Annotated in this window: 20 protein-coding genes and 1 pseudogene; 12 read left to right on the forward strand and 9 right to left on the reverse strand. The window is 64.4% G+C overall.

Annotation, left to right across the window (positions count from 1 at the left end; genetic code table 11):
- Nucleotides 1–36: 36 nt before the first annotated feature.
- Nucleotides 37–480: a MarR family winged helix-turn-helix transcriptional regulator gene (locus tag OKW43_RS30230; protein ID WP_187635916.1), complete on the reverse strand. Its 444-nt coding sequence runs from the start codon at nucleotides 478–480 to the stop codon at nucleotides 37–39.
- Between the two features lie 205 nt (nucleotides 481–685).
- On the opposite strand from OKW43_RS30230, the gene OKW43_RS30235 reads away from it, so the two are divergent.
- Nucleotides 686–2155 (forward strand): DHA2 family efflux MFS transporter permease subunit, encoded by a 1470-nt coding sequence (locus tag OKW43_RS30235; protein ID WP_376776387.1) that lies wholly within the window; start codon nucleotides 686–688, stop codon nucleotides 2153–2155.
- 23 nt (nucleotides 2156–2178) lie between these two features.
- Here OKW43_RS30235 and OKW43_RS30240 read toward each other — a convergent pair whose 3' ends face one another.
- The gene (locus OKW43_RS30240; protein WP_187635914.1) at nucleotides 2179–2892 is read right to left on the reverse strand and encodes a FadR/GntR family transcriptional regulator; all 714 of its coding nucleotides are present in this window, start codon (nucleotides 2890–2892) and stop codon (nucleotides 2179–2181) included.
- A 191-nt stretch (nucleotides 2893–3083) separates the two neighbouring features.
- Between OKW43_RS30240 and dgoD the strand changes: the two genes are divergently transcribed.
- Both dgoD and OKW43_RS30250 read left to right on the forward strand, forming a co-directional pair.
- Nucleotides 3084–4232 (forward strand): galactonate dehydratase, encoded by a 1149-nt coding sequence (gene dgoD, locus OKW43_RS30245; protein ID WP_187635913.1) that lies wholly within the window; start codon nucleotides 3084–3086, stop codon nucleotides 4230–4232.
- 205 nt (nucleotides 4233–4437) lie between these two features.
- Entirely contained in the window at nucleotides 4438–4740 is a 303-nt protein-coding gene (locus OKW43_RS30250) for a hypothetical protein (protein WP_429451465.1), read from the forward strand.
- Nucleotides 4741–4765: 25 nt separating this feature from the next.
- On the opposite strand, the gene OKW43_RS30255 is transcribed toward OKW43_RS30250, so the two are convergent.
- Nucleotides 4766–5695, reverse strand: coding sequence for a copper resistance D family protein (locus OKW43_RS30255; RefSeq protein ID WP_429451467.1), 930 nt, complete (start codon nucleotides 5693–5695; stop codon nucleotides 4766–4768).
- Nucleotides 5692–6069 carry a copper homeostasis periplasmic binding protein CopC gene (gene copC / locus OKW43_RS30260; protein WP_429451469.1) on the reverse strand — a complete coding sequence of 126 codons (378 nt, stop codon included), beginning with the start codon at nucleotides 6067–6069 and terminating at the stop codon, nucleotides 5692–5694. The genes OKW43_RS30255 and copC overlap by 4 nt, the downstream gene beginning before the upstream one ends.
- Before the next feature lie 403 nt (nucleotides 6070–6472).
- On the opposite strand from copC, the gene OKW43_RS30265 reads away from it, so the two are divergent.
- The 4 genes from OKW43_RS30265 to OKW43_RS30280 all read left to right on the forward strand — a co-directional run bounded on the left by OKW43_RS30265 (nucleotide 6473) and on the right by OKW43_RS30280 (nucleotide 11096).
- Nucleotides 6473–7204, forward strand: coding sequence for a c-type cytochrome (locus tag OKW43_RS30265; protein ID WP_429451471.1), 732 nt, complete (start codon nucleotides 6473–6475; stop codon nucleotides 7202–7204).
- A 21-nt stretch (nucleotides 7205–7225) separates the two neighbouring features.
- Nucleotides 7226–8527 carry a c-type cytochrome gene (locus OKW43_RS30270; protein WP_429451473.1) on the forward strand — a complete coding sequence of 434 codons (1302 nt, stop codon included), beginning with the start codon at nucleotides 7226–7228 and terminating at the stop codon, nucleotides 8525–8527.
- Nucleotides 8528–8658: 131 nt separating this feature from the next.
- Nucleotides 8659–9279: a PAQR family membrane homeostasis protein TrhA gene (gene trhA / locus OKW43_RS30275; protein WP_187635907.1), complete on the forward strand. Its 621-nt coding sequence runs from the start codon at nucleotides 8659–8661 to the stop codon at nucleotides 9277–9279.
- A gap of 224 nt (nucleotides 9280–9503) precedes the next feature.
- Nucleotides 9504–11096 (forward strand): DEAD/DEAH box helicase, encoded by a 1593-nt coding sequence (locus tag OKW43_RS30280; RefSeq protein WP_187635906.1) that lies wholly within the window; start codon nucleotides 9504–9506, stop codon nucleotides 11094–11096.
- A 56-nt stretch (nucleotides 11097–11152) separates the two neighbouring features.
- On the opposite strand, the gene OKW43_RS30285 is transcribed toward OKW43_RS30280, so the two are convergent.
- From OKW43_RS30285 to ggt, 4 genes and pseudogenes are all read right to left on the reverse strand, one after another.
- A complete protein-coding gene (locus OKW43_RS30285) occupies nucleotides 11153–11686 on the reverse strand; it encodes a hypothetical protein (protein WP_187635905.1) in 534 nt (177 codons plus the stop codon).
- A gap of 136 nt (nucleotides 11687–11822) precedes the next feature.
- Nucleotides 11823–12650 (reverse strand): ferritin-like domain-containing protein, encoded by an 828-nt coding sequence (locus OKW43_RS30290; protein WP_187635904.1) that lies wholly within the window; start codon nucleotides 12648–12650, stop codon nucleotides 11823–11825.
- A 324-nt stretch (nucleotides 12651–12974) separates the two neighbouring features.
- Nucleotides 12975–13110 (reverse strand): annotated as a pseudogene (locus OKW43_RS30295) (MFS transporter); the annotation flags it as partial.
- 211 nt (nucleotides 13111–13321) lie between these two features.
- Nucleotides 13322–14959 carry a gamma-glutamyltransferase gene (ggt, locus tag OKW43_RS30300; protein ID WP_187635903.1) on the reverse strand — a complete coding sequence of 546 codons (1638 nt, stop codon included), beginning with the start codon at nucleotides 14957–14959 and terminating at the stop codon, nucleotides 13322–13324.
- 301 nt (nucleotides 14960–15260) lie between these two features.
- Here ggt and OKW43_RS30305 point away from each other — a divergent pair, with 301 nt between their 5' ends.
- The 3 genes from OKW43_RS30305 (at nucleotide 15261) to OKW43_RS30315 (ending at nucleotide 17360) form a co-directional block, all read left to right on the forward strand.
- Nucleotides 15261–16040 carry a DeoR/GlpR family DNA-binding transcription regulator gene (locus OKW43_RS30305; RefSeq protein WP_187635902.1) on the forward strand — a complete coding sequence of 260 codons (780 nt, stop codon included), beginning with the start codon at nucleotides 15261–15263 and terminating at the stop codon, nucleotides 16038–16040.
- A gap of 307 nt (nucleotides 16041–16347) precedes the next feature.
- Nucleotides 16348–16545 (forward strand): hypothetical protein, encoded by a 198-nt coding sequence (locus OKW43_RS30310; RefSeq protein ID WP_167368606.1) that lies wholly within the window; start codon nucleotides 16348–16350, stop codon nucleotides 16543–16545.
- A 161-nt stretch (nucleotides 16546–16706) separates the two neighbouring features.
- Nucleotides 16707–17360, forward strand: a complete 654-nt coding sequence (locus OKW43_RS30315; protein ID WP_429451477.1) for a TetR/AcrR family transcriptional regulator — start codon at nucleotides 16707–16709, stop codon at nucleotides 17358–17360.
- A gap of 57 nt (nucleotides 17361–17417) precedes the next feature.
- On the opposite strand, the gene OKW43_RS30320 is transcribed toward OKW43_RS30315, so the two are convergent.
- Nucleotides 17418–17792 (reverse strand): hypothetical protein, encoded by a 375-nt coding sequence (locus OKW43_RS30320; RefSeq protein WP_187635900.1) that lies wholly within the window; start codon nucleotides 17790–17792, stop codon nucleotides 17418–17420.
- Nucleotides 17793–17990: 198 nt separating this feature from the next.
- Between OKW43_RS30320 and glpD the strand changes: the two genes are divergently transcribed.
- Nucleotides 17991–19520, forward strand: coding sequence for a glycerol-3-phosphate dehydrogenase (glpD, locus tag OKW43_RS30325; RefSeq protein ID WP_429451821.1), 1530 nt, complete (start codon nucleotides 17991–17993; stop codon nucleotides 19518–19520).
- Between the two features lie 160 nt (nucleotides 19521–19680).
- Nucleotides 19681–21180, forward strand: coding sequence for a glycerol kinase GlpK (gene glpK, locus OKW43_RS30330; protein WP_429451480.1), 1500 nt, complete (start codon nucleotides 19681–19683; stop codon nucleotides 21178–21180).
- Nucleotides 21181–21264: the final 84 nt, after the last annotated feature.

Genomic DNA, 21264 nt, shown 5'->3' on the forward strand with positions numbered 1-21264 from the left:
ATCACCACCCCCGGCTCGCGCAAACCCCGCGACGCTTCAGCGATCCACTAGCCGGCTCAGATTGCCGCGCACCCGCTGCAGCAGCGCGATCAATTGCGCCGCTTCTTCATCGCCGAAACCATTGAGGGCTTCGAGCGCGATCTCGTCGCCGACCTTGCGCGCCTTGCCGAGCGTGCGCTCAGCCTTCGGCGTCATGCGTACCTGACGTTCGCGGCGATCCTGCGGATTCGCGGTTCGTTCGATCCAACCGCCCTCCTCCATCCGGTCGAGCAGCCGGCCCGCCGAGATCGGGGCGACCTCGAGCAGATCCGCGAGCCGCGCCTGATTGATGTCGCCGTAATGGCCGAGATAGGCCAGCACGCGACATTGCGCGCGCGTCAGATCGACCGACGACTTCGCGAGATCGTCGAATCGCTTGCCCGCCAGCCGGCCGACGTCGTAAATCAGAAAGCCGAAGCGCTCTTCGAATTGGGTTTTCATGCGCGGATTATACGGAAGCGGTTCGGTTTGCAGCGCGCCTGTGCATGCGTTCCAACCTCGGCAAAACTCCCGATAGCGCAAACCTGCATAGCCGATATAATAAGCATGCTTACGATCTCGACCCTCCCCACCGTCCATGTCCTCTGCCTCCACGTCGGCGAGCGCCACCGCGCTGCTCAACCGGCCGATGATCACGATTTCGATCATGCTCGCGACGCTGATCCAGACGCTCGACAGCACGATCGCCAACGTGGCGCTGCCGCATATGCAAGGCACGCTGTCCGCGTCGCAGGACGAGATCACGTGGGTACTGACCTCCTATATCGTCGCCGCCGCGATCGCCACACCGCTCACCGGCTGGCTCGCGGATCGCCTCAGCGTCAGGCGGCTGCTGCTGATCGCGATCGGCGGCTTCACGGTGTCGTCCGCGCTATGCGGACTCTCCGAGACGCTGCCGCAGATCGTCGTATCGCGTCTGCTGCAAGGGATCTTCGGCGCGTCGTTGGTGCCGCTGTCGCAGTCGATCCTGCTCGACATCAACCCGCGCGAAAAGCAAGGCCAGGCGATGGCCGTGTGGGGCATGGGCGTGATGGTCGGGCCGATTCTCGGCCCGACGCTCGGCGGCTGGCTTACCGATAGCTACAACTGGCGCTGGGTGTTCTTCATCAACGTGCCGATCGGCGCGTTCGCGCTGTTCGGCGTCGCGAGCTTCCTGCCGACGCGCGAGCCGAAACACGACGTGAAGTTCGACGCGTTCGGCTTCATCACGCTCGGCCTCGCGATCGGCGCACTGCAGGCGATGCTCGATCGCGGCGAGCAGCTCGACTGGTTTTCGTCGACCGAGATCGTGATCGAGGCGCTCGTCGCGGCAATCAGCTTCGCGTTCTTTTTCGTGCACACGGCGACGATCGGCGAGCGCTCGTTTTTCAAGTACAAGTTGCTGAAAGACCCGAACTTCGCGACCGGCACGTTGTTCATCTTCGTGATCGGCGCGGTGATGTACGCGACGCGTGCGCTGCTGCCGCCGATGCTGCAAAACCTGATGGGCTATCCGGTCGCGACCACGGGCCTCGTCACCGCGCCGAGCGGCGCCGGCACGATGGTCGCGATGCTGATCGCGGGCCGGCTGCTGAAGCGCGTCGACGCGCGGCTGCTGCTGCTTTGCGGCTTCCTGATTTCGGCGTTCGCACTGTGGCAGATGATGCATTACACGATCGTGCTATCGGCGTCTGACATCGTGTGGCCCGGCGTGATCCAGGGCGTCGGACTCGGCCTCGTGTTCGTGCCGCTGTCCACGCTGACGTTCTCGACGCTGTCGCCGGCGCTGCGCGCGGACGGCACCGCGACTTATAGCCTGATGCGCAACATCGGCAGCAGTATCGGCATTTCGATCGTGCAGACGCTGATGACGCGCAACACGCAGATCGCGCACGCGGACCTCGCCGCGAACGTCACCGCGTTCAATCCGGCGCTCCAGTCGATGCTCAACAGCGGTTCGAACTACGACATCGCGGCGCTGAACGCGTCGATCACGCAGCAGGCGGCGATGGTCGCGTATCTGAACGACTTCAAGCTGATGTTCGTGGCGACGCTGTTGGTCATCCCGTTGTTGGTGCTGATCCGGCCGTCGCACAAGGCACCGGATGCGTCGATCGCGCATGCGGCGATGGATTGAGACCGAATGCGCCGACGTCCGTCTTAGCCTTCGATTCGCCCGCGCGTCACGCCGAGCAATGCCGCCATCGCCGCGTACGCCGCGGCGGCATCGCGCGCGCGGATCGCCTCGAACACCGCCGTGTGCTCGGCGAGCGACGCGTTGAACACATCGGCGCGTTTCGCATTGAGCCGCAGCTGTGCCTCGAGCGTGCGCTCGATCAGCGCGCCAAGCGGAATCAGTAATTCGTTGCTGCACGCGGTGAGCACGCACAGATGGAACTGCAGATCCGCGCGCACCCATTCGTCGACGTTACGCGCCGCCACCATCGCGGTATGCGCGGCCGCAAGCTCACGCAACGTGTCGTCGGTATACGCGGCGGCCGCGAGGCCGGCGGCGTAAGGCTCGACCATCTCGCGCATTTCCTGGAGCTTGAGCGCGAACGCCATCGGCTCGGCGACCCGCGAATACCAGTCGAGCAGATCAGCATCGAGCAGATTCCACGCGGACTTGACTCGCACGCGCGTACCGACCCGCGGCCGCGATTCGATCAACCCTTTCGAGGTGAGCGTGCGCAGCGCCTCGCGCAGCACCGTGCGGCTCACGCCGAACATCTCCATTAACTCGGCTTCGCGAGGCAGGATCGACTCCGGCGCATAGTCGCCGCGCAGAATCGCGGTCGCGAGCATTTGGGCGACTCGCCCGTGCAGATCGTGCGGAATGGTTGTCTCCTCGCGGTCGGTGGTCTCGGCGCGCAACGCGCGCGGTAAGTTTTCCGAATCTCACCACTATGTGATCAATAATACTATTAATAGTACTTTAATGCACTTTTGTTGTAGCATGGAATCCTCGAAATTTTTCGCAGGCGTCGAGGCCTGCTGCACCCATCTTGCACGGGCTGGCGTACACGCTAACGCGCCAACTCCCGCCGACATAGGAGACGCACACCATGAAAATCACCAAGCTCGAAACCTTCATCGTCCCGCCGCGCTGGTGCTTCCTGAAGATCGAGACCGACGAGGGCATCGTCGGTTGGGGCGAGCCGGTGGTGGAAGGCCGCGCGCATACGGTCGCCGCGGCCGTCGAGGAACTGTCCGATTATCTGATCGGCAAGGACCCTCTGCTGATCGAGGACCACTGGCAGGTGATGTACCGCGCGGGCTTCTATCGCGGCGGCCCGATCACGATGAGCGCGATCGCCGGTGTCGATCAGGCGCTGTGGGACATCTTGGGCAAGCATCACGGCGTGCCGGTGCATGCGCTGCTCGGCGGCCAGGTGCGCGACCGGATCAAGGTGTACTCGTGGATCGGCGGCGATCGTCCGAGCGATGTCGCGAACAACGCGCGCGCGGTGGTCGAGCGCGGCTTCAAGGCCGTCAAGATGAACGGCTCGGAAGAACTGCAGATCATCGACACCTTCGACAAGGTGCAAGGCGTGATCAACAACGTCGCGGCGGTGCGCGAGGCGGTCGGGCCGAACATCGGCATCGGCGTGGACTTCCATGGCCGCGTGCATAAGCCGATGGCGAAGGTGCTCGCGAAGGAACTCGATCCGTACAAGCTGCTGTTCATCGAAGAACCGGTGCTGTCGGAAAACGCCGAGGCGCTGCGCGACATCGTCAATCAAACCAACACGCCAATCGCGCTCGGCGAGCGCCTGTATTCGCGCTGGGACTTCAAGCACATCCTGTCGGGCGGCTACGTCGACATCATCCAGCCGGACGCGTCGCACGCGGGCGGCATCACCGAGTGCCGCAAGATCGCCGCGATGGCCGAAGCGTACGACGTCGCGCTCGCGCTGCATTGCCCGCTCGGCCCGATCGCGCTCGCAACCTGCCTGCAGATCGACGCGGTCAGCTACAACGCGTTCATCCAGGAACAGAGCCTCGGCATTCACTACAACCAGGGCAACGACTTGCTCGACTACATCAAGAACCCGGAAGTCTTCAAGTACGAAGACGGCTTCGTGTCGATTCCGCAGGGCCCGGGACTTGGCATCGAGGTCAACGAAGTGAAGGTGCGCGAGATGGCGAAGGTCGGTCATCGCTGGCGCAATCCGGTGTGGCGTCACGCGGACGGCAGCGTCGCCGAATGGTGATCTGAGCACCTGAGCGAATCGAGCGGAATGCCGCCGGCGGGCGGCTGACGTTCATCAGCGCGGCCGGCGTCGTCGGCGCGCTGTCGTATCTGCGCTGTCGTATCTGTTTTCCCGCCTGGCTTTCGTGAGTGTGTTCGGTATCGGACATACCCATGCCCTACTCCTTGCTGAAATGCATGCAAACAATGCATGCATCGGGGAGCCCATGGGCGAATTCCTTCCTGACTATTTGATCCGCGAACAGGCGGCGGTTGGCGCGCTGGTCGCGTTTGGCGTGCTGCGCATCATCGGCGCGATGCTCGCGTACGAGCGCGGATGGAGCATCTCGGTGGTCGGGAAATGGTTTATCGCCGCGGCGGTGCTGTACTGCCTGCCGCAGGTCTTCGATCTGCTCACGCAGATGGCCGGCTCGCACGCGGCCGGCGCCGAACTCGAAGGCAAGGCCGCGGGCTGCGCGATCGCGCTGTTCTGCGCGCCCATTGTTGGACATCACCTCGGTTTCGAGTGAGCGGCCTTCGAACCGCGCCGCGCATTCAACCGAGCCCCGCGAACGCCGGTACGCTATGCGACAACGCGGCCGCGACGACGAACACGCCGATCATCACCAGCGCTTCCAGATACAGCACGTTGACGAACGTGTGCGCATCCATCGTCGATGCGGTGCGACGCAGGCGCGGCAGCGCCGAGCTCCGGTTCAGCGTGCCGAGCACGAGCGCGAGCGCGACCAGCACGAACTTCAACGTCAGCACATGACCCCACGTGCTCGCCTGAATCGCTTCGAACGAGCCGCCTGAGCCGCGCACCGCATTGAAGATACCCGATAGCAACACGAACACGACCGCGACGATCGACACGTTCGAGACCTGCGTCGCCGTGCGAATCAGCATGCCGCGCGCGGTCGAGGCGCCGAGCGCCGGCAGCACCGCGAGGCCGGCGGCCATCGCGAGTCCGCCCCATACGCTCGTCGCCAGCACATGCAGCGTCTGCATGCCGATCTCGGCCGAGACGGCGCCGGCGTCGGCCGCATGACCGAGCGACGCCTTGCCCGCCGCGATCGCGAGCACCGCCAGCCACAGCACCGTGTTACGCCTCACGCCCGTACCATGGCTCAGCGCGGTGACGAGCAGCACCAGCGCACCGCCGAACGCGACGCTCCAGCCGTAGCCGACATGGGTTTGCGTCAGCACCGTCGGCACCATGCCGAACGCCGCGGGCAACGCAACGCCGCCCATCGAGGCCGCCTGATACAACAGCCAGCCGAGATCCGCAAGCACCAGCACGATGGTGGCCGCGAGCATCGAGCGTTGCGCGCGCATCCAGCCCGGGCGCGCCGGTGATGTGCCCGGGAGCGCGTCCTTCGCGAGCCATGCGCCGAGTAGCGCCGAGCCGACGGCGAAGCCAAACGCGACATTCATGAGCGCGGCCATTGCGACCTGCCCGATCCACAGTCCGTCGAAGTTCATTTGACGTTGAACGCGAAGTCGCCTTTCGTACGATGGCCGTCGGTGGCCACCGCGATCCAGTGCACCGCATAGCGGCCGCTCGTCAGTTGAGGCAGTGCGAGGCGCATCACGCGCGCGTCCGCGCTATCGACCGTCGAAGCGGTCGGCGTCGCGGGCTTGCCGCCCGCGTCGGCGAGCGTGATCCTGCTGAACGCCGGCTCGAGCGGCTCGGTGAAATGGATTGTCACGTCGGCGGGCGCGACGGTATCGGCGTTCGCGGCCGGCACGCTCGAGATCAGATGCGCATGCGCGAACGCGGTGGACGACATGGCCAGCGCCACCGCGCCGGACGTCAACGCACGCAGCGTCGACGAGAAAAGATCGAATAGCTTCATGTAAGGCCGATAGCGGATGAGAACGAACGAAACATAGCCGGGCCGGCGGCGCGCATCGTCTGGACGACAGCCGGCGAGCCCGGAAGTGTACGCTTCGATGGCGCGCGCGGGGGCGGGGATCGGTTCAACCTTGCTTGATCGAATGCGAGACGTGGCATCGCGCTTGCGGCTACCGCGCCGCGATTATCGATGAGACGTAGAGGAGGTTGAACATCACGCGTGACGCGGCAGAAGTCGCAAACCGGCATGACGCGACACACTGTCGCATGGCGGTCACACCTGGGACCGTCTCTAATGCGGCAAATAGTCACCATCACCCTGCGATGATAGAATGCTGCGTCGCCGCAGCGACGGCTGTCCTTCACACCGAGCCGCCCGAAGTTCGGTCAGGTCCCCGATTCTGATGGAGTTACGCGTGTCTTCAAGACGCCTCTTCCGCCCGTTGCTTGCCCTTCTGTTGATCGGCACCGCGGGTGTCTATAGCGCAGCGAAAGCGCAGACTCAACCGAAGGCCCCCGACACGATGGAAGCGCGCGTGCAAGGTTGCACGGCCTGCCACGGCTCGCATGGGCAAGGTACCGACAACGACTACTTCCCACGCCTCGCGGGCAAGCCGGCGGAATATCTGTTCAATCAGTTGCAGAACTTCCGTGAAGGGCGCCGCAAGTACCCGCCGATGAACTACCTCGTCACGTATCTCTCCGACGACTACCTGCATCAGTTCGCCACCTTCTTCTCGCAACAGCGCCCGCCGTATCCGACGCCGGCCAAGCCGACGGTCTCGGCCGCCACGCTCGCGCGCGGTGAGCAGATCGTGTTGCACGGTGATGCTTCGAAGCAGGTGCCCGCTTGCGCGGCCTGCCACGGCAAGGCGCTGACTGGTATGGAACCGGCAATCCCGGGTCTCGTCGGCCTGCACTCCGACTACATCAGCGCGCAGCTCGGCTCGTGGCGCTCGGGCACGCGTCGCGCGATCGCGCCGGACTGCATGCACACCATCGCCACGCGCCTTAGCGACGAAGACGTGAACGCCGTCGCGGCCTGGCTTTCCACGCAGCGCGCTCCGCAAAACCCCGTGCCGGCTCCGGCCCGCTCCTTGAAGACTCCGCTTGCCTGCGGCAGCGAACCGCAATAAGGCGCCGGGAGAGACATTCAAATGAAACGCAAGTCTTTGTTCGCCCTCTCGGCAGTCGTCGTAGTCGCGGCCGCCGCACTCGTTCCCGTCCTGTGGTCGGGCGGCGACAATCTGCATAGCAGCGGCGCGGCGGTGGCGGCAACGCCCGCGGACCAGGCCGACCTGATCAAGAAGGGCGAGTACCTCGCCCGCGCCGGCGACTGTATCGCCTGTCACACGGTGCGCGGCGGCCAGCCGTTCGCGGGCGGCCTGCCGATGGCCACGCCGTTCGGTACGATGTTCACACCGAACATCACGCCGGACGACCAGTACGGCATCGGCAAGTGGACCCAGGACGACTTCTATCGCGCGATGCACACCGGCCGCTCGAAAGATGGCAGCCTGCTTTATCCGGGCTTCCCGTTCACGAGCTACACGAAGGTCACGCGCGCCGACTCGGACGCGATCTACGCGTACCTGCGCTCGGTCACGCCGGTCAACGTGCCGAGCCGTCCGCACGAACTGAAATTCCCGTTCAACCAGCGCAACATGCTGATTGGCTGGCGCACGCTGTTCTTCCGTGAAGGCGAGTTCAAGCCGGATCCGACCAAGTCGGTCGAATGGAACCGCGGTGCGTATCTGGTCGAAGGCCTTGGTCACTGCGGCATGTGCCACACGTCGATCAATGCAATGGGCGCCCCGGTCAACTCGGCCGCGTTCGCGGGCGGCCTGATTCCGTTGCAGAACTGGTATGCACCGTCGCTGACGTCGAACAAGGAGGCCGGTCTCGGCGACTGGGACCTCAGGGACATCGCCGATCTGCTCAAGACCGGTGTGTCGAGCCGGGGTGCGGTGTTCGGTCCGATGGCCGAAGTGGTTCACAACAGCCTGCAGTATCTGTCGGCCGAAGACATCAACGCGATGGCGACGTACCTGAAGACGATTCCGCAAAAGAGCGAAGCACCGGAACCGCTGCAGCTCGAAACCTCGGAAAAGTTCGGCGGCGAACTGCTGAAGCAAGGTCAGAAGATCTACGCTGACAACTGCGCGAAGTGCCACGAGGAAAACGGTCTCGGCCGGCCCCCGGCATTCCCGCCGCTTGCGAACAACCAGTCGATCCAGATGTCATCGGCGGTCAACCCGATCCGCATGGTGCTGAACGGTGGCTATCCGCCGAGCACGGAAGCGAACCCGCATCCGTACGGCATGCCACCGTTCGCACAGGCTCTGTCGAATCAGGAAGTCGCGGCGGTCGTCACGTATATCCGTATGTCCTGGGGCAACCACGGTACGGCCGTGTCGCCGCAGCAGGTGGCCGATCTGCGTTCGGCGCCGCTCGACTAGGCAGCGTTCGACGCACCCGGGCGCGGCCTGCGAGTTTCGCGGCCGCGCCCTTCGTTTTTTCAGGACCGGTATCATGTGGGCCTGTTCGTATCGATGGTCGCCCGCGTGGGACCCCGCAGGAGGAAAGAGTTGTGCCCGTCGGTGAGCGTTTGAACAGCATCACCCATCTCGTCGGCGCCGTGCTGTCGGTGGTGGGGCTGGCGGCGCTCGTCACGATGGGCGCGCTCGCCGGTGACGCGTACAAGGTCGTGAGCTTCAGCGTGTATGGTGCGATGCTGTTCGTGCTGTATGCGATCTCGACGCTGTATCACAGCGTGGGCCATCCGCGTCTGAAGGCGATTCTGCAGAAATGCGATCATTCGGCGATCTACCTGCTGATCGCCGGCAGCTACACGCCGTTCGCGCTCGTGACATTGCGTGGACCGTGGGGCTGGTCGCTATTCGGCGTGAGCTGGGGGCTCGCTGCCCTCGGCATCGTGCAGGAACTGACGCTCGGGCGACGCACCCGCAGCGTGTCGATGGTGCTGTACGTGTTGATGGGATGGCTCGCGCTCGTAGCCGTCCACCCGCTGGTGCAGGCGTTGCCGGCCGCGGGGACCGCGTGGCTCGTGGCCGGCGGCGTCATTTATAGCGCAGGCATCTATTTCTTCATCAACGACGAGCGCATCCGCCACGGACATGGTATCTGGCACCTGTTCGTACTGGCGGGCAGTCTGTGTCAATTCGTCAGTGTCGCGCGCTACGTCGCGTGACATTCCACGGCGACGAATTGCAACTTAAGGCCAGTCGACGTGTCTGCATAGCGCGTTGAAACATTCGGCACATCTGTGAACGTGCCGCCGATTTCTCCGTGAACGGAACCGGGCTGCGGCCTCGCACACGCCATGCGGGCGTGTCGATGCCGCGCTGGTTATTCCGCGTTGGGGCCGTTGTGCCCCGCGGGACCGTTCGCGAAACTGCAATGCAAAGAGTTTTTATGTCTTTTGATTCCCTCGGCTTGTCCGAACCGCTGGTCCGCGCTGTCAATGAACTCGGCTACACCATCCCGACTCCGATCCAGACTCAGGCGATCCCGGCCGTGCTCAACGGCGGCGATCTGCTCGCCGGCGCGCAAACCGGCACCGGCAAGACTGCCGGCTTCACTCTGCCGATCCTGCAGCGCCTGAATTCAATGCCGCCGGCCGCCGGCGGCAAGCGCGTGGTGCGCGCGCTGATCCTCACGCCGACGCGTGAACTCGCCGCGCAGGTCGAAGAAAGTGTGCGCGCCTATGGCAAGTACCTGAAGCTGAAATCGACCGTGATGTTCGGCGGCGTCGGCATCAATCCGCAGATCGATGCGCTCAGGCGCGGCGTCGACATCGTCGTCGCGACGCCGGGCCGTCTGCTCGATCACATGCAGCAGAAGACCATCGACCTGTCGCATCTCGAGGTCCTCGTGCTCGACGAAGCGGACCGCATGCTCGACATGGGCTTCATCCACGACATCAAGCGCGTGCTCGCGAAGCTGCCGCCGAAGCGTCAGAACCTGCTGTTCTCGGCGACGTTCTCCGACGAGATCAAGGCTCTCGCCGACGGCCTGCTCGACTCGCCGGCGCTGATCGAAGTCGCGCGACGCAATACGACGGCCGAAACGGTCGCGCAGAAGATTCACCCGGTCGATCGCGACCGCAAGCGCGAGCTGCTCACGCATCTGATCCGTCAGCACAGCTGGTTCCAGGTGCTCGTGTTCACGCGCACCAAACACGGCGCGAACCGCCTCGCCGAGCAACTGACGAAAGACGGCATCAGCGCGCTCGCGATTCACGGCAACAAGAGCCAGTCGGCGCGCACGCGCGCGCTCGCCGAGTTCAAGGACGCCACGCTGCAGGTTCTGGTCGCGACCGACATCGCCGCACGCGGCATCGATATCGATCAGCTGCCGCACGTGGTCAACTTCGATCTGCCGAACGTGCCCGAAGACTACGTGCACCGCATCGGCCGCACGGGTCGCGCGGGTGCGACGGGCGAAGCGATATCGCTCGTTTGCGTCGATGAACTGCAGTTGCTGAAGGACATCGAGAAGCTGATCAAGCGTCCGATTCCGCAGGACGTGATCGCCGGTTTCGAGCCGGACCCGACCGCGAAGCCGGAACCGATCCTGCGACGCGGCCAGGGCGGCGGTGGGCGTTCGCCGCGCCAGGGACAAGGTGCGGGGCGCCGTGAGGGCGCGAGCGCGGGCGCTGCGGGCAGTGGCGCATCGGCTAAGTCCGCTCAAGGTTCCGGTCAGCGTGCGGGGCAAGGCACAGGTCAGCGCTCGGGCCAGCGTCCGTCGAACGGTCAGCCCGCACCGCGGCCGCAAGGCACGAAGCCGGCCGGCAACGGTGGACAGCCGCGCCGCGATACCGAGCGTCACGACGATCGGCCGCGCGCCGCAGCGCATGACGGCGGTGCCGCGAATCATGCGCCGCGCAAACCGCAAGGCAATCGTTCGCACGGCGACAATCGGGGCGCATTGCTCGGCGGCGGCGTAAAGCGCAACGATGCGCCGCGTGGCGCGCAACCGTCGCGCAATGGCGCGCGCGGCCGTTAAGCGTCGCCTTGCCTGAAAGCCGCCGGCGTGTCAGCCGTTAGTGCTTTGCTCGAAGACTAACGGCTGTTTGCGGCGGCGGCCCGCTTCAAATGCTCGACCTGCTGTTCCCATCGCTCGAGCACCGCACTCCCCCCTCCTTGCAATTCGAACGTGATGCCGCCCGTCAGGTGCGCATAACGGACGTTTTGCGCTTCCCCTGTGTCGATCGAGCCGAGCAGATAGACGAGGCCGCTATCGTCGTCGGCAACCCCGGGCAGCGGCGCGACACGCAACTGCACCTGATAGAACGCCGCATCACATACGAAGCTCAACGCCGCCCGTCCACTTTGCGCGATCGCGCGCGTGGCTCGCGCCTGCGGCCATAGCGCGATGCACAGCGTGCGCGAGTCGGGTGCATAGAGTTCGCCGACGCTCAGCAGCGATGTGCGCACGTGGCCGTTCGCATCGACAGTCAGCAGCGACGCGGTGAAGCCCACCTTGTCCGCAAGCGACGCACCGTCGAGCAACGCGCGCACGTTGGCCGGCCATTCGTCGAATACGGTCTGTTCGAGCGGACGCGCGGACGTAGATGCGGAGAAGGAGTCGCTCATGCCATCGATCCAGTCGAAGTAGTCAGTAAAGCGCAATCATGCCTCGAAGAAACCAAAGCCCGCGGGAGCGGGCCTGGATTCGCTTCTCGAGTCGTTGCCGTGCATCCAGCACATGCATCGCGCAACGATCGGGAGTTCAGCGAAAGAACACATGCTGCGTGATCTTCGCGAGCGGGTAATGCACGCCCGGCTGAATGCGCGCGGGCAGGTCGAGCGGTTTGAGCAGCATCTTCACGCACATGTCGGCGGACAGATTGCGCCGCACCAGCTTATTGATGCGCGCCGCGCGCTCGCGGTTATACGCGGAGTCGTGCACGCGTTCCGGATAGCGAATCGCGAACACGTGCCGCAACGCGATCTCCGAATCTTCGTTCTTGATTTCCATCACGCGACGCATCAACGCGCCGAGCACCGCGAGCCGGCCATTGCCCTCGATCCGGTTGTACTTCTTGAAGTACTTGAAAAAGTGCTTGTAGTGACGGACTTCGTCGGTGCGGATGTTGTCGGTGATCTGCTTGAGCACCGCTTCGTCCGAGCACTCGTTGATCGCGCGATACAGCGTCGCCGTACCCGTTTCGACTACGCAACGCGCGACCATCTCGAGCGCGCGGGTCTTTTCGAAATCCTCGACCGAGCAGGTGAGCGAATACTCGCCCATGAAATTGCGGAACGCGGTGTCCCAGTCGAACTCCGGCCACACATGCGTGATATAGGTCTTCAGCGCCCGGCCGTGCTGCATTTCCTCGGGCTCCCACTCGTTGTTGAGCCAGGCGGAGACCTCGGGGTCGTCGTTGAAGAATGTACTCAGATTGCTGGTGTACAGATCGGTGCCGCTTTCGATGAACGAAGCCGCGCACAGCAACAGCAGCAGATCTTCGTTGGCCGCGGCTTTCCGCCGGTCAATGCGCGTCAGATCGATGTCCTCGATCCGCCAGGGCATGACGTGGTTCAGCTCTGTGTGCATCGTGTCTTGCTCCCATGCTGTACCGACCGGTGGAGTTCTTCGCAACTGCCCCGCGCTCGCCGTGATGTTTCGCCGTGTCGGATACAACGCCGTGAATTTGAGTTGAGCCCTTCTACTCTGCATGGTAGCTGGAGATGTCCGACCCTGCAGATCACATAGCACAGACCATGCCGCATCGATGCAGTTCCGATTCCAGGATAGTCGAAATCTTCCAACGCATTAAGCGATGTGCACAAACGCAAAAAAGCCAGCCCAAAAAGCTAGCTTTCCGGACAGACATCAGGCCCGGCGGGGGTGGCGCCCCAAGCGGGTGTGCGCGTCCTCGAGCAGCGTCGAGAGCCGCTCGTCCTGCATGGGGAAGAAATGTCGCGATGATCGTCGCGAAGTCGCCATACACCGGGAAGTCGAACCACTCGAGCGCGTTACCAATCGACGATGAGAAAACGATCCGCCGCACCATCGCTTTCGAAAACGGCGCGACGTGAGGGGAAGCGGTCGTCGAATGCGACGCGGGGGTGTTCTTGTTGGTCTCCTGCTGGTCTGCTGCGTGATATCGGTCGTAGCTGCGGCACCGCCTGCGCCAGCGAGGCGCCGAGGCGGGCGCGCAGTAGCGCGGCATGCGTAAGGCCGCGCGTTCGTTACCTGTTGCCCGGGCGTTGCGTCGCTGCGGCCTAGAAGCCGGCGGCGAGCCCGTCGCGGCGGCTGTCGCTCGCCGCCACGTAGCCGCGCTCCAGCTCGTTGCGATCGAGCTTCCAGATGAACTGGCCGGAGCCGAAGTCCATGTACGGATCGTCGACCGACTTGATCGTATGGCCGAGTTTCTGCAGACCCCCGGTGGTCTTCGGATCGAGTGTCGACTCGATATCGACCGTGAAGTCGCGGTTGACCTTCCAGCGCGGCGCATCGCACGCGGCCTGCGGCTGCTGACCGTAGTCGAGCATGCGCACCACCGTTTGCAGATGGCCTTGCGGCTGCATGTCGCCGCCCATCACGCCGAAGCTCATCACCGCTTGCTGCTGGCCGTTCACCTGTTGCGTGAGGAAAGCCGGGATGATCGTATGGAACGGCCGCTTACCGCCCTCGACGACGTTGGCCGACTTCGGATCCATCGAGAAGCCGCAGCCGCGGTTCTGCAGCGCGATGCCGCTGCCCGGCACCACGACACCCGAGCCGAAGCCCATGTAGTTCGACTGGATGAAGCTGACCATCATGCCGCTCTCGTCCGCGGCCGACATATAGATCGTGCCGCCCGCCTTCGGCATACCGAAGTCGAAGTGCGTCGCGCGCTTCGGATCGATCAGCTTCGCGCGCGAGCTCAGGTACGCGTCGTCGAGCATCTGCTCGGGCGTGACTTCCATCGAACGCGGATCGGCGACGTAGCGATACAGATCGGCAAACGCGAGCTTCATCGCTTCGATCTGCAGATGCTGCGACTCGACGCTGTCGACCTTCAGAGACTTGACGTCGAACTTGTCGAGAATGCCGAGCGCAACCAGCGCCGCGATGCCCTGGCCGTTCGGCGGAATCTCATGCACGGTATAGCCGCGATAGTCCTTGCCGATCGGCTCGACCCAGTCCGCACGGTAGTTGCGCAGGTCGTCGGCGGTGAGCGCGGCGCCGCCTTCGCGCGCGAACGCGACGATACGCTCGGCGATCTCGCCCTCGTAGTACGCGCGCGGACCTTGCTCGGCGATCAGGCGCAGCGTCTTCGCGTGACCGGGAAAGCGCACCAGCTCGCTGACCTCGGGGGCGCGGCCGCGCGGCATGAAGGTTTGCGCGAACCCCGGCTGATCCTGCAGTTCCGGGACGGCGTTCGCCCACTTGTACGCGACAATGCTCGCTACCGCGTGACCGCGCTCGGCGATCTCGATGGCCGGCTCCATCAGATCGGCGAACGGCAGCTTGCCGAACTTCTGGTGCAGCGCCTCCCAACCGGCGATCACACCCGGCACCGTGACGGCGTCCCAGCCGCGCTTCGGCTGCTTCGCGAGGCCGTTTTCCTCGCCGTATTTGCGCTTGAAGTAATCGACGTTCCACGCAGCCGGCGACACGCCCGATGCGTTCAGACCATGCAGCTTCCTGCCGTCCCATACGAGCGCGAACGCATCGCCGCCGAGGCCGCACGAGACCGGCTCGACCACCGTGATCGCGGCGGCGGCCGCGATGGCCGCATCGACGGCATTGCCGCCCTTCCACAGCATGCGCAGGCCGGCCTGCGCGGCGAGCGGATGCGAGGTCGAGACGATATTGCGCGCGAATACGGGCAGACGTTGCGTCGGATAGGGGTTTTGCCAGTTGAAGCCAGTCATATCGAACACTCTCGAAAGCGCGGCCCGGCACGAAAAGTCGCCGGACATCATGGGAAAGGTTGTAAGCAGGTAAAACGCGGAAACCCGGATTGCAGCGCGAACCGGCCCAAAAAACAAATTCATTTATGAAATGAATAAGTGCGTTGTCCGCCTGAATGGGTGTCGAACCTGCTTCCACGCCTTCGCGCCGGATTTGCGCGAGTTGCGCCAGTTGGCGGACAACGGGCGCGATGGTCTTACAATAGCCGCAACCGCGATCGTCGACGGATAGCGCCGACACAACAGCCACGACACGAAACACATGACACGAGACCCCCGCCTGACTCTCAACGCCCGGCAACAGGAATTGCTGGAGTGGGTGCAACGCGACGGCTTCGTGACCGTCGACGACCTCGCGAGCCATTTCGACGTGACCCCGCAGACGATCCGCCGCGACGTCAACTGGCTCGCCGATATGAACCTTCTGCGCCGCTATCACGGCGGCGCCAGTCTGCCGACCAGCTCCGAGAACGTCTCCTACACCGCGCGTCAGCGCATGTTCCATGAAGAGAAACGACGCATTGCAGCGCTAGTAGCCACTCATATTCCCGATCAGGCGTCGCTGTTCATCAACCTCGGCACGACCACAGAGGAAGTGGCGCGCGCGCTGAACCGCCACCGCGGACTGCGCGTGATCACGAACAATCTGAACGTCGCGAGCATGATGAGCGGCTACCTGGATTGCGAAGTGCTGGTGACAGGCGGCATCGTGCGGCCGTGGGACAAAGGCATCGTCGGTGAACTGGCGATCGATTTCATCCGGCAGTTCAAGGTCGATTTCGCGATCATCGGCACGTCGAGCATCGAAACGGACGGTACGCTGCGCGATTTCGACACGCGCGAAGTGCGTGTCGCCGAGGCGATCATCGAACACGCGCGCACCGTGTTCCTCGCCGCCGATCACTCCAAGTTTGGCCGCCCGGCGCTAGTTCGCCAGGGACATCTGGAGCAGATCGACGCGCTGTTCACCGACGCCACCCCGCCTGCCGACTTCGCCGAGGCGCTGGGCGCCGCCAATTGTCAAATCTATACCGCCGGATAATTCCAGGCGTCCTCCGCCATGCTGCGGTGCACGCAAAACCTCGCGTGAAATCAAGAATTTGCCCGCTTGGCCGGACCGCCGCTCGCGCATCCAATTGTCAAACGGAAAATTTGCGGGCGCCAGGTTGGCGTTTCACCGGTGCTCGCCTACACTCCAGTTCCCCAACGCACGTTGCGAGTTTCGCACCGCGTCGGTTGTGTGAATCTGTCGTGAAGCCGCACCTCCCGCACTGATCCTTTAGCGGACCCCGCCCCGGCCTGCCGGTCGACTGCAAGGCTGTCCGCAATTTGCTGACATGGAGAGAACGATGCTGAGTCCGCATGAATTCGCCACGTTGTTGCTCGTCAAGGACGCCCCCAACCAGGTCGAAATGGACCGAGAAGAACTCGATGCTTTGCTCGAACGCCAGCTGGTGCAACTCGAACGCCTCGCATCGGGCAACGAAGAATGGCGCGTGACCGAAACCGGCGACACCGCATTGCGGGCCATCAAACGTTTTTCCTGAGTTTCCCTGCAGTCAGTTCGACAGTCGTTGGCGGCGTATTAGCGCCGCCAACGACTTCGCGTCACCCGATTCGCCTGACAGCGGGCCGCCTTCGCGGCCCCTTGTTGTGCGCATCTCATTTACACAGTAAATTCACGCGACGGACTTCCCACCCCTCGCGCATGCCCAAGACGCTCTCCGCCGACGACATCCAACAGTTTCGCGAAGCCATGCGGCGCGTCGCCGAGAACGCGTTTGCGACCCGCGGCGCGCAAGGCGTGACGATGCGCGAGCTGGCGAAGGAACTCGGCTGCAGCGCGATGACACCATATCGATATTTCCGCAACAAAGAAGAAATTCTGGCGATGGTCCGCGCCGCCGCGTTCAACCGCTTCGCCGCGCGCCTCGAAGCGGCCGCACAAGCCATCCCGGCGAACGTCCCCGCCATCGATCGCAGCGCCGTCAGCGAGGCCTACGTCGCTTTCGCGCTCGATGAACCGCACGCCTACCGTTTGATGTTCGACCAGACGCCGCAACAACAAGGCGCCTACCCTGAACTGGCCGCGGCTTCGCAGCGCGCGTGGCATCTGCTGGAAGCGCACTTCGAGCGGCTCGTCGAGGCGGGTATTCTCGAAGGCGATCCGCGCCTGATCGGCTACGCGTACTGGACTAGCCTGCACGGTTTCACGATGCTTGCGCTCGCGAACCAGTTGCCGCCGTCGGCGGCGCAACAGGCCGATGTCGCCGGCCGCGATGCACAGCAGCCATCGCGCGAAGCGGTGTTCGCGCAGGTTTTGCGCATGCTGTGGCGCGGAGCGCTGGCGCAGCAAAAGTGAACCTGCGCACCGGGCAGGCGGCGCGAGAATCAGGCTCGTCGGTGAACCCGCTGCTACTTACCCATTACGCAAGGTCGGATCGACACCCGCCCGCCAGCTGATCGCCCTGGCGCGCTGCTCGTTGAAAAACTCGACCCACTGGTTGCGCACCTTCGGATCGCTGCTCGCCGCCTCGCTCGCATGGCGCTGCGCAATCGACGCCTGGAACGCGCAGAAGTCGTCGTTCGACAAGCGGCCGCGCCGGTTCGCCACATAGGCGTCAAAGAACGTCTCGTAGACGATCTGCGCGTCGCTGCCGTAATCGACGGTCTGCGGCGAACACATCTTCTGCAACGACTCGAACGACGTCGCGCCCCGCGTCCCTTCCAGACTCGGCGTACTCACGCATCCCGCCACAAGCGCCGCCGCGCCGATCATCAAAAGTCCACGCATTCATCACCTCGAAATGGCTGCTGCCAAGAGTATCGTCCGCGGCCATGCGTTACGCCACTCCGCTCGCCATTCGGCCAGCGCCGGCAGGACAAAGCGAACTTTACTTTTTCGTTTTCGTTCATTAAAGTTCGAAAACGAACATCGTTCATTCAATTCGCTTTCCAACCCGATTCCGATTCGATGCAGAGGACCCAGCAGGTGACGCAAGGCACGAAATACGATTTGCTCGTCGTCGGTGGCGGGATCAACGGCGCCGGCATCGCCCGCGACGCCGCCGGCCGCGGCCTGTCGGTGCTGCTGTGCGAGCAGGACGATCTGGCCGCGCATACGTCGTCGGCGAGCACCAAGCTGATCCACGGTGGCCTGCGCTACCTTGAGTACCGCGAGTTCGGGCTCGTGCGCAAAGCGCTGCAGGAGCGCGAAACGCTGCTGCGCGCGGCGCCGCACATCATCTGGCCGCTGCGCTTCGTGATGCCGCATATGCCGGATCTGCGCCCTGCGTGGCTGATCCGCGCGGGGTTGTTCCTCTACGATCACCTGGCCAAACGCGAGCTGCTGCCGGGTTCGCGCGGCATCGTGATGAGCCGGCATCCGGCCGGCGCACCGCTCGTCGATTCGATCAAGCGCGGCTTTGTTTACTCGGACGGCTGGGTCAACGACGCGCGCCTCGTCGTGCTGAACGCGCTCGACGCGCACGAGCGCGGCGCGACGATCCTCACGCGCACGACGCTGGTCAACGCCGAGCGCGCCGGGAGCGAGTGGCGCGCGCAACTGCAACGCGCGGACGGTACGGCGCTGGAGGTGCGCGCCTCGGCAATCGCGAACGCGGCGGGCCCGTGGGTCGGCGAACTGCTGAAGGGGGCGCTCGGCCGGCCGTCGTCGCATAGCGTGCGGCTCGTCAAGGGCAGTCACATCGTCACGCGGCGCCTGTTCGAGCACGATCACGCGTACATCTTCCAGAACCCGGACAAACGGATCATCTTCGCGATTCCCTATGAGCACGACTACACGCTGATCGGCACGACCGACCTCGAATATCGCGGCGACCCGTCGCGGGTCGCGATCAACGCCGACGAAACGCAGTACCTGTGCGATTCGATCAACCGCTATTTCAGGCGGAAGATCTCGTCCGCCGACGTGCGCTGGAGCTATTCGGGCGTGCGCCCGCTGCTGGAGGACGAGAACGCGGACAATCCGTCGGCGGTCACGCGCGACTACTCGCTCGAACTCGACGCGCCCGCGGGCCAGGCGCCGCTGCTATCGGTGTTCGGCGGCAAAATCACGACCTTTCGCAAGCTCGCCGAGCAGGCCGTCGATACGCTCACCGAGGCGCTCGCTCACGGTGCACCCGCGTGGACCGCCGACGCGCCGCTGCCGGGCGGCGACATCGCGCAGGCGAACTTCAATCGCTTCCTCGGCGAGTTCTCGCGCGAACATGCGTGGCTGCCGGCGTCGCTCGCGCATCGGCTCGCGCGCGCGTATGGCACGCGCGCGAATCGCATGATCGGCCTCGCGCGTTCGCGCGCCGAGCTCGGTCGCGAGTTCGCGCCGGGACTGCACGAAGCTGAACTCGTTTATCTGCGCGACACCGAATGGGCGCGCAGCGCTCAGGACGTGCTGTGGCGGCGCTCGAAGCTCGGCCTGCACGTCGAGCCGGGCACGCTCGAGCAGGTCACGCGCGACATCGACGCGTGGTTCGCGCGCGAACCGGCGCGGCAAAGCGCGTAAGCGGCGCGCGCCGCCCACGACCCGAAGCCAGTCCGCCACAGCAGCTTCGGCTGGACGACGCCGGCACGCGCCCTCACACTATGGCGGCCCGCTCACAACAACACGCCGCTACGATCGCCGGCCTGCAATCCGGCGATCCGTAACATGCATGGAGAAGACAATGCAGGATCAGTACGTCCTCGCGCTTGACCAAGGCACCACCAGCTCGCGCGCGATGCTGTTCGACCGGCGCGGTAACGTCGTGTCCACCGCGCAAAAGGAATTCCAGCAGATCTACCCGCACCCGGGCTGGGTCGAGCACGACCCGCAGGAAATCTGGTCGACGCAGGCCGGCGTCGCCGCCGAGGCGGTCACGCGAGCCGGCATCAACGGCACGTCGATCGCGGCGATCGGCATCACGAACCAGCGCGAAACCACCATCGTGTGGGATCGCGAAACCGGCCACCCGATCTACAACGCGATCGTCTGGCAGGACCGCCGTACCGCCGACTTCTGCGACCAGCTGAAGACGCAGGGGCTCGAAGCGAGCGTGCGCGCGAAGACCGGTCTACCGATCGACTCGTACTTCTCGGCGACCAAAATCCGCTGGATTCTCGACAACGTCGAAGGCGCGCGTGAAAAAGCGCGTCAGGGCCGGCTCGCGTTCGGCACCGTCGACAGCTGGCTCATGTGGAACTTCACGAAGGGCGCGCTGCACGTCACCGACGTGACCAACGCGTCGCGCACGATGCTGTTCAACATCCACACGCTGAAGTGGGACGACGAACTGCTCGCCGCGCTCGACATTCCGCGCAGCATGCTGCCGGAAGTGCGACCGTCCTCGGAGGTGTATGGACCGACGGTGACTACCGTGTTCGCGTCGAAGATTCCGCTTGCGGGCATCGCCGGCGATCAACACGCCGCGCTGTTCGGCCAGATGTGCACCGAGTCCGGCATGGTGAAGAACACCTACGGCACTGGCTGCTTCCTCGTGATGAACACGGGCGACAAACCGATCGAATCGAACAACAATCTGGTTACGACGATCGCCTGGCAGATAGGCGCGCGTATCGACTACGCGCTCGAAGGCAGCATCTTCATCGGCGGCGCGGTCGTACAGTGGCTGCGCGACGGCCTCGGCATCATCAAGAACGCGGCGGAAATCGAAACGCTCGCGCGCGGCGTGCCCCATTGCGACGGCGTATATCTCGTGCCTGCGTTCGCTGGCCTCGGCGCGCCGCACTGGAACGCGCATGCGCGCGGCACGCTGTTCGGCGTCACGCGCGGCACGACGTCCGCGCATATCGCGCGCGCGGCGCTCGATTCGATCGCGTATCAATCGCTCGATGTACTGAAGGCGATGGAGGCCGACTCGGGCATTCGCATCGGCGAGCTACGCGTGGATGGCGGCGCCTGCGCGAACAATCTGCTGATGCAGTTCCAGGCCGACATCCTCGGCGTCGACACGGTGCGCCCCAAGGTGTCGGAGACGACCGCACTCGGCGCCGCCTATCTGGCCGGTCTCGCGGTCGGTTACTGGACGGACATCGACGAGTTGAAAAGCCAGTGGAAGCTTGAGCATCGCTTCACCCCGGCGCTTCCGCACGCGGAGCTCAGGACTTGCCTCGCAGGCTGGCAGCGCGCGATCCGCGCGGCGAAGGCCTGGGCCGATACGCCGTGACGCTGCGGCCGCGCGGAACCCCAGAGGACGGGGTCCGAAAGCACGTATGATGACACTTCTCATCCCGGCGCGGGCCCGCAACCC

Source organism: Paraburkholderia sp. WC7.3g (assembly GCF_050436345.1).
Classification (GTDB): domain Bacteria; phylum Pseudomonadota; class Gammaproteobacteria; order Burkholderiales; family Burkholderiaceae; genus Paraburkholderia; species Paraburkholderia podalyriae.